The organism is Streptomyces sp. FH025 (assembly GCF_017427025.1).
Classification (GTDB): domain Bacteria; phylum Actinomycetota; class Actinomycetes; order Streptomycetales; family Streptomycetaceae; genus Kitasatospora.
In genome coordinates this window covers 1-6754 of the sequence record NZ_JAFLNG010000428.1, presented here as the reverse complement: position 1 = coordinate 6754, position 6754 = coordinate 1, and the positions used below count along the sequence as shown (strand labels likewise).

Genomic DNA, 6754 nt, shown 5'->3' with positions numbered 1-6754 from the left:
GGCAGCAGTGGTTTGACGGCTTGAAAGGTGCGCGGCGGCCGTGGTGTGGTCGCCAGCCGCTCGGTCTGGCCGCGCCAGTGGGCCGCGTCGCGGGCCTCGCCGAGACTCAGGTGGTGCAGGTGCAGCAGGTACGCGGCGGTGGCGCTCCCGGCGCCGGCGGCGAACTGCCACCAGAACTGCGCGCCTTCGACCCTGCTGGTGACGTACAGCAGGCTGGCGAAGACAAGCGCGCCCTCGGGGTGAACCTGGTCGGAGTTGACGAGCCGGTCGAGGGAGCGGCCAGCTTGGGGTGCGTTGAGGACCAGGGCGACGGCCAGCTCCAGTTCGTGGAAGGCCTGTTCGTGTTCCGAGGGGAAGGGGGCCGGAGCCGCCGTGATGTGGGCGGCTGCGGCGGGCAGGGCGGTGGTGGTGCAGGCATAGACCCTGGCCTCGGGGGTGTCCGCGGTCAGCCCGGTGGCGAGGGTCGGGTTGTCGAGCCAGGTGAGCAAGCTGGGGTGCTGGTCTGCGGGTCGGCTCACTGGTCCTCCTTCCGTTCGGCGAGGTCGGGCCTTCCGATGGCGTGGGCGAGGCGACGGCGGGCGTGGCGGAGGTTGGAGCGCAGGGTGGCCACGGGCGTGCCCAGGTACGAGGCGACTTCCTCATCGTCCATGTCGAGGCAGTACTTGAGCACCACACTGTCATGTTGCCGCTCGGGCAGTTCGAGGATCGCGGTCAGCAGGCCGATCCGCTCGGGCAGGCTCTCCAAGCTGATGCGGGCCTGGCGGCGGAAATGGTCGATGACCGCGTCCATTGCTGCGGCCTGCACGGCGACCGGCTCACTCTGCGCGGCACGCCAGGCCGCGAGGTGCTCCTTGAGGAGCCTCCAGGCGTAGGCGGCGGGGATCTCCTGGCGCAGGGCAACCGGCCAGTTGCGGTGCAGATGGTCCTTGGTGGCGGCCACCACCAGCTCGGGGCCGTTGTCGCGGTAGCCGACCTGGGTGCGGACGAACCCCAGCCAGGCGCGCTCGTGCGTGACGCAGAACGCGTCGAAGGTGAGCGTCAGGCGTGCTCCACCTGGCGTCGTCCCGCTGGTGTCGTTCATAGTCCGGTCTCCCCTGCGGCCGCCGACGCTGGGCGGCTCGTCCCGGTTGATCAGCATGGTGGTGCCCCTCCCCGGACCGGCGCGCGGCCGGTGCTGGTATGCCTCGGGGGAACTCCTGTCCCCCCAAGGCACATGCAAGCGCAGTCGGGGCCCCTTGGTGCAAAGGAAGCGCAAAGAAAATGACAGACGGTAATAGTATGACTACGGCATTGTCCGATTGCCCGTTCGGCATGTTGGCCTAGGTTGGGCCGCGGCGCTTCCACGCTGTCCGCTGCCGTCTGGGCGGCTTCGGGGTTGACATGCAACGGCCCCGGGCAGAAACCGCTGGAGCATCCGCCGGTGGCGTGCGCCGCATGGCGCAGCACAGTGACGGAACAGGACGATGGGCCCGGGGGGACACGGTGCACGACAACGAGGACGACGAGATCGATCTCCAGCTCCACAAGGCCCACTCGGCCCGCATGTACGACTACTACCTCGGCGGGATGACGAACTTCGCCGCCGACCGCGAGGCCGCCGGCCAGGCGATCGCAGTGTTCCCGTCCGCGCGGATCGCCGCGCGGGCCAACCGGGCGTTCATGCACCGCGCGACGCGTCTGCTCGCCGATCGGGGCATCGCCCAGTTCCTCGACATCGGCACCGGCATTCCCACGTCGCCGAACCTTCACGAGGTCGCGCAGGGGATCAACTCGCAGGCTCGGGTGCTCTATACCGACAACGACCCCATCGTGCTGGCGCACGCTCAGGCCCTGCTGCTGAGCAGCCGCGAAGGCCTGACTTCCTATCTCCAAGCCGACGTCACCGATCCGGCCGCGATCCTCTCCTCGCGGGAGTTAGAGCAGACCATCGACCTCACCGCGCCGGTCGCGCTCAGCCTGATCGCCCTGCTCCACTTCGTTCCTGACGACCACGGCGCCTGTCGCATCGTGGATCAGCTCAAGGACGCACTGTCTCCTGGCAGTGCGCTGGTGATCAGCCACGGAACCCCCGACTTCGGTCCAGCCGACGCGGAACGGATCACCCAGGTCTACGCCGCCGCCGGTACCGAGGTCCGCATGCGCACGCGTGAGCAGATCGAGCGTTTCTTCGACGGCTGGGACCTCCTCGACCCTGGCGTCAGTCCAACCCACAGGTGGCGGCCGGAAGGCGCCGCCGAGCAGGAGATCACCGACGCTCAGGTGAGCGCCTACGCCGCCGTAGCGGTGAAGCGGTGACCTCTGCTGCCAAGTGAAGCACCCGCGGCCCCCTCGGGTGCAACCGCCCGGCCACGAATCCCCAGCGTTCCGCACCGCCCCGGCCACCAAGCCGTCAGGGCATCGCTCAGCTGACGGTCCGCGCGTCGGCGAACAGCGCCAGCGCCGCGCTGATCTCGCCCGGCTGGAGCACCGCCAGGGTCTTGCTCTCGTCAGCCGGGGGCTCGGACGGCTGCCAGTCGATCTCGGCGGCGGTGAGCACGGCGACCAGGTGCTGCACGGCGGAGGCCAGGCGGTCGGCGTTCTCGCCGGAGAGGACCCGCCCTGCCTTGTGCTGGAGGTCCACGAGGATCTTCGTCTGGGAGGCGACCCGCTCCACGTCGGGTGCCAGGGCGGCCAGCGCCGCGTCGGGACCGGTTCCCTCGACGTCGAGGACCAGGCGCACGGGGCTGGGCTGGCCGACGGTCGGAACACCGTCACCGGAGAGCGTGTACGGGACCTCCCAGCTGGTCGAGCCGAAGCCATCCTGGGTGTACCTCCAGATGGTCGCGATGACCCGGTCCGGGTAGGTGCCGATGATCTCCACGGTGCCGTACTCAAGGCGGTCGTCTTCGGTGGGGCGCAGGCGCTGCTCCACGGCGGAGGCGATGGCGTCGATCCGCTCCTCGAGCGTGCCAGCCAGAGGCGCCAGTTCCACCTGGGTGTCGCCTAGGACCCCGCGGGCCTTGTGCTGCTTGAGGTCGAGGGTCGAGGTGTAGGGGTTCGCGCCGAACAACACCGGCGAGTACTCGTACAAGTCGAGGTCGGTGATGCGGCGAACCCCCTTGGAGCGTTTGGCCGTTCGGACCTGGTAGCCGATCGACCACTGCACCTGGTCGCCGAAGAAGATCAGGTTGGCGTACATGTCCTTCCCGGCCTGGGTGGCCAGGTTGCAGCGGCCCTTGACGAGGAGCGCGCCGGCCTCAGCGGGCCAAGGCTGCCCGTTCGGCAGGGCGGTAGGAAGGCGCGGGTCGCCGGGCAGCAGCTCCTCGGTGTGCTCGGTGCGGGCCGTCCACTGGTTCCAGTCGTGCGACCACACGCCCTTCGGCGTGATCTCCGCGAGGGTGCGGGCGTAGGCGCCGGGCTCGATCACGTCGCCGTCGTGGTCGCGCAGCCCGGTGATCGACACGAGCGTGGTGAAGGTGCCCTGGTCGTCGTCGGTCTCCAGCACGCCGAGCATCGCCTGCTTGTGGTCCAGCGTGCTGCTGGGGGTCGGTGCCACCGTCTCGCTCCCGGTTCGCTGGGTTGGTGGCGGTCACGGTAGGCGGACGGCGGGCTTGGGTCTCGTTCTACTCGTCGTACCAGTTGTCGTCGTCGGTCTCGGCGTAGACCTGTTGGACGTGCCAGTCGCCGGGGCCGGCGAGGATGACGATCTCGGACTCGTCCAGGCAGCCGATGCCGGTCCCGGGCACGGCCAGGATGCGGGTGACCGGGATGTCGCCGCTGATCGTGTAGCCGACGTGGACCTCGCCGCCGTGCGTGGCGAACGCGGCGGCGACGTGTTCTTCGGTGGTGAAGGACGACAGCGGGCGCAGGGGCAGGTCGGTGACCGTGCCCTGGCCGTCGATCTCGCTGACGTGGGTGTCGTCGTAGCCGCCGGTGAAGCCGCGGTGGACGGTGACGTGGGTGACGCCGAGGTCGGCGAAGTGCGCCTGGGTGGTCTCCCACATGGCGGCGAGGAAGGCGTGCAGCACGGGGCCGTCTTCGGCGAGAACCTGCGCGGTCTCGGCGTCGAGGTGGGCGTCCCCGTGCTCCCAGGCCATGGTGTCGGTGAGGTTGAAGGCCTGGCGGGCGGTCTCCTGGAGGGCGAGGGCGTTCGCGTCGTGGTCGTTGGAGGTCGCCGCCCACCCGGCGGCGAGGTGGGAGACGGCCTCGGCGCGCGCGAAGTCCCGGTACTCCTCGGAGCTCATCCTCACGTAGCCCCAGGGCTCGCGGCGGGCTCCGCTGTTGAGGTCGGCTTGCTCGACGTAGTCGGCGTAGCCGTTGGCCCCGGACTCCGGGCGGTACGCGGCGAGGTGTCCGGCACGGACCCGGGCGAGGCGGTCGCGCTGGCGGTCGGACAGCAGTTGCTCGTCGGGGATGCCGTTCATCGTCTTGGCGAGCGAGTCGCACATGGCGGCCTTGACGGTTGCGGGGGACCTCTGCCGCTTCCCGAGCAGGTCGGATTGGCTCACGGCATGGTCGTCCGCGAGGGTGCCCGGGAGGCCGACTCGGCCGGCGCCCGGATGGTGGGCGAAGCGGCCTTGGTGGTCGCGCACGTGCCGGGCCTCGTCCCAGGGTCGGTTCTTGCGGCGCAGCCGGAGGGTGACGGCGGGGAAGTCGTGCACCGCACCGCCTTCTGCCGGGGACCAGGACGGCGGCAGCGTGGCACCGGGCCAGGGGTGGTGTCGCGCCGACGGATGCCCGGGCTACTCAGCGGGCTGCCAGTGCCAGGTGCCGGGGCCGGCCAGAATGATGACCTCCGACTCGTCCAGGCAGCCGAGCCCCGTGACCGGCGTCGCGATCACCCTGCCTGCGGGCACGATTCCGCTCATCACGAAGCCGGGCCCCTCGGCGGTCGCGAAGCCGTACGCCTGATCCGGGTCGAGGGAGAACGCGGAAAGCGGGCGCAGCAGCGGGTCGGCGAGGGTGCTGCCGTCGACGGTCGAGCCCGCAGGTGGCCGGCCGTCGGGGGTGGCCACGCCGCGCCACACGGTCAGGGAGCCGAGGTGGGCTTCGGCCAGGTGGTTCTGGGTGCGCTCCCACATCGCCGCCAGCATCGCCGCGTGACCGGTTCCGAAGGCGGCCCGATGGTCGGCAGTCACCCGTGCGATCTGGTCGGTGCTGGGCCAGTCGGCGGCCGGGTACAGCCCGAAGGCGTCTCGGGCGGTCTCCTGGAGGGCCAGGGCTCCGGCGTGTTCGTCGTTGGACGTCATCGCCCAGGTGGCGATCACCTGGTGGACGGCGTCGCGCCGCAAAAGCTCGCGGGCCCGGTCGGCGTCGACGTGCGTCCAGGACGAGTCCTCGGGGGAGTCGCCCGGCCAGACGGAGTTGGCGATGCCGGTCGCGGGGTCCTCGTACGCGTGCACCTCCCCCGAGCGCACCCGGTCGAGCCAGACCCGGTCGTGCTCCAGCAGCAGCGCTTCGTCCGGCATGTCCCGCAGGTCGCGGGTGATCCCCTCCACCACGTTCGCCTTGTACGCCTTGGCGACGCGCCCGCTCTGCCCGTCGCGGAACACCAGGCCGTGCTGCTCCTCGTCAAAGCGGGGTTCGGAGCGCGGCGCCCTGGACGGCCGGCTCGCGGCCGCTCGGATGCGCTCCAGCAGCGGGTTCAGCCCCGCGCCGGGGCCGCGCGCGAACCGGCCTCGGTCGTCGCGTGGATGGAGGCCCTCGCTGAACGGACGGTGTTTGGCGCGGAGCCTCAGGCGCACGACAAAGACTCGTTCCAGCACTCTGTGCCCCCTGCTACAGCTGCGGCTTGCTTGCCGAGACTTCCAGCGAGGGCGGCCTTGCGTCGCGTTCAGATCGTGGTCTCGCTGATCAACACCGATACGACACGGTCGGCGGGGGAGCTTTAGGAATACATTCTATACATTGAGAGTTGCTGCTACTCTCGATGTATAGCCGCAACTCAGGGAGGGGGATTGAAAGTGAAGGTCACGTTCATCCAGGTCGAGGGCACAGCGGACGAGCTGGACACATCCGAGGTGGGAAGGCAGCTCATTGCCGCCATGAGAGTGAACCCGGCACCCACCAGCCGTCTCGCTGTGGAGGAAGATGCGCCGGTCAACAACAGTTGGCAGTCGCTGCCCGTTCCCGGCCTCGCGGCTGAGGGGCAGGCGGAGGTGAAGAAGCTCCTGAGCCGGAATCCTGCTGCAGAGCAGTTCGTCTCGTTCCTCAGGAAGACGACTTCTTGGCCCAACGCCGCACTGCACGGGGTCAAGCGCAAGACCCACCAGGAGGGTGAGCCCCTCGACTACAGCGACTACCTGCGACTGCGACGGCAGGGGAGCCAGCTTGGCGGATTCGCATACGTCTACGCCGACACTGGCGTGGTCAACCTGCGACTCAACTACGACAGCGACGCCGCGATCCTTCACAGCATCGCGCCGGACGCCTATATCGTGCCCAAGGGCCATCGCGCCTACCGGGTGAGCGTGCAGATCACGGACGAAAACACGCTTCGCCAGGCACTCAAGCTCGCCGAGATGGCCTACAAGCTGACGTAGCTGAGGACCGTGGCGGTCAGGCCGGATCCTGCTTCGCCACCAGCGTCTTAGCTTCCTCTAGCAGGCCCTCAGGCGCCGCCCTGCCGAACGGCTGGGAGAGCAACCTGTTTGCAGCTTCCTCCCGAGGAACGCGGAGTACCTGGGCGAGCCCGTCGAGCGTGGTGACGGGCTCGCCGTTCGGGTAGCGGATGTCCCAGCTTCGGGAGCGCAGCCAGTCCTCGTTGAGCTGCTGG

Annotated in this window: 8 protein-coding genes; 2 read left to right on the top strand and 6 right to left on the bottom strand. The window is 69.6% G+C overall.

What is annotated here, in order from left to right; all coding sequences use genetic code 11:
* Window positions 1-518 (bottom strand): hypothetical protein (locus J0670_RS25895; RefSeq protein WP_207814079.1); only part of this gene is annotated, 518 nt, incomplete at its 3' end.
* Window positions 515-1138, bottom strand: coding sequence for an RNA polymerase sigma factor (locus J0670_RS25890; protein ID WP_207814078.1), 624 nt, complete (start codon window positions 1136-1138; stop codon window positions 515-517). The genes J0670_RS25895 and J0670_RS25890, both read right to left, overlap by 4 nt.
* A gap of 296 nt (window positions 1139-1434) precedes the next feature.
* Here J0670_RS25890 and J0670_RS25885 point away from each other — a divergent pair, with 296 nt between their 5' ends.
* A complete protein-coding gene (locus tag J0670_RS25885; RefSeq protein WP_207814077.1) occupies window positions 1435-2295 on the top strand; it encodes an SAM-dependent methyltransferase in 861 nt (286 codons plus the stop codon).
* A gap of 106 nt (window positions 2296-2401) precedes the next feature.
* Here the strand turns inward: J0670_RS25885 and J0670_RS25880 are convergent, their stop codons facing one another.
* The 3 genes from J0670_RS25880 to J0670_RS25870 form a co-directional block, all read right to left on the bottom strand.
* A complete protein-coding gene (locus J0670_RS25880) occupies window positions 2402-3535 on the bottom strand; it encodes an HK97 family phage prohead protease (RefSeq protein ID WP_207814076.1) in 1134 nt (377 codons plus the stop codon).
* Between the two features lie 67 nt (window positions 3536-3602).
* Window positions 3603-4640: a hypothetical protein gene (locus J0670_RS25875; RefSeq protein ID WP_207814075.1), complete on the bottom strand. Its 1038-nt coding sequence runs from the start codon at window positions 4638-4640 to the stop codon at window positions 3603-3605.
* A gap of 81 nt (window positions 4641-4721) precedes the next feature.
* Window positions 4722-5723 (bottom strand): hypothetical protein, encoded by a 1002-nt coding sequence (locus J0670_RS25870; protein WP_207814074.1) that lies wholly within the window; start codon window positions 5721-5723, stop codon window positions 4722-4724.
* Between the two features lie 219 nt (window positions 5724-5942).
* On the opposite strand from J0670_RS25870, the gene J0670_RS25865 reads away from it, so the two are divergent.
* Complete coding sequence (locus tag J0670_RS25865; RefSeq protein WP_207814073.1) at window positions 5943-6521, top strand: hypothetical protein; 579 nt, start codon at window positions 5943-5945, stop codon at window positions 6519-6521.
* A 16-nt stretch (window positions 6522-6537) separates the two neighbouring features.
* Here the strand turns inward: J0670_RS25865 and J0670_RS25860 are convergent.
* A partial coding sequence (locus J0670_RS25860) for a hypothetical protein (RefSeq protein ID WP_207814072.1) occupies window positions 6538-6754 on the bottom strand: 217 nt, incomplete at its 5' end.

Excerpts from the sequence above, each read along its gene's own strand:
- J0670_RS25885 (WP_207814077.1), top strand. The coding sequence starts at position 1,435 with ATGGCGCAGCACAGTGACGGAACAGGACGATGGGCCCGGGGGGACACG.
- J0670_RS25890 (WP_207814078.1), bottom strand. The coding sequence starts at position 1,138 with ATGCTGATCAACCGGGACGAGCCGCCCAGCGTCGGCGGCCGCAGGGGA.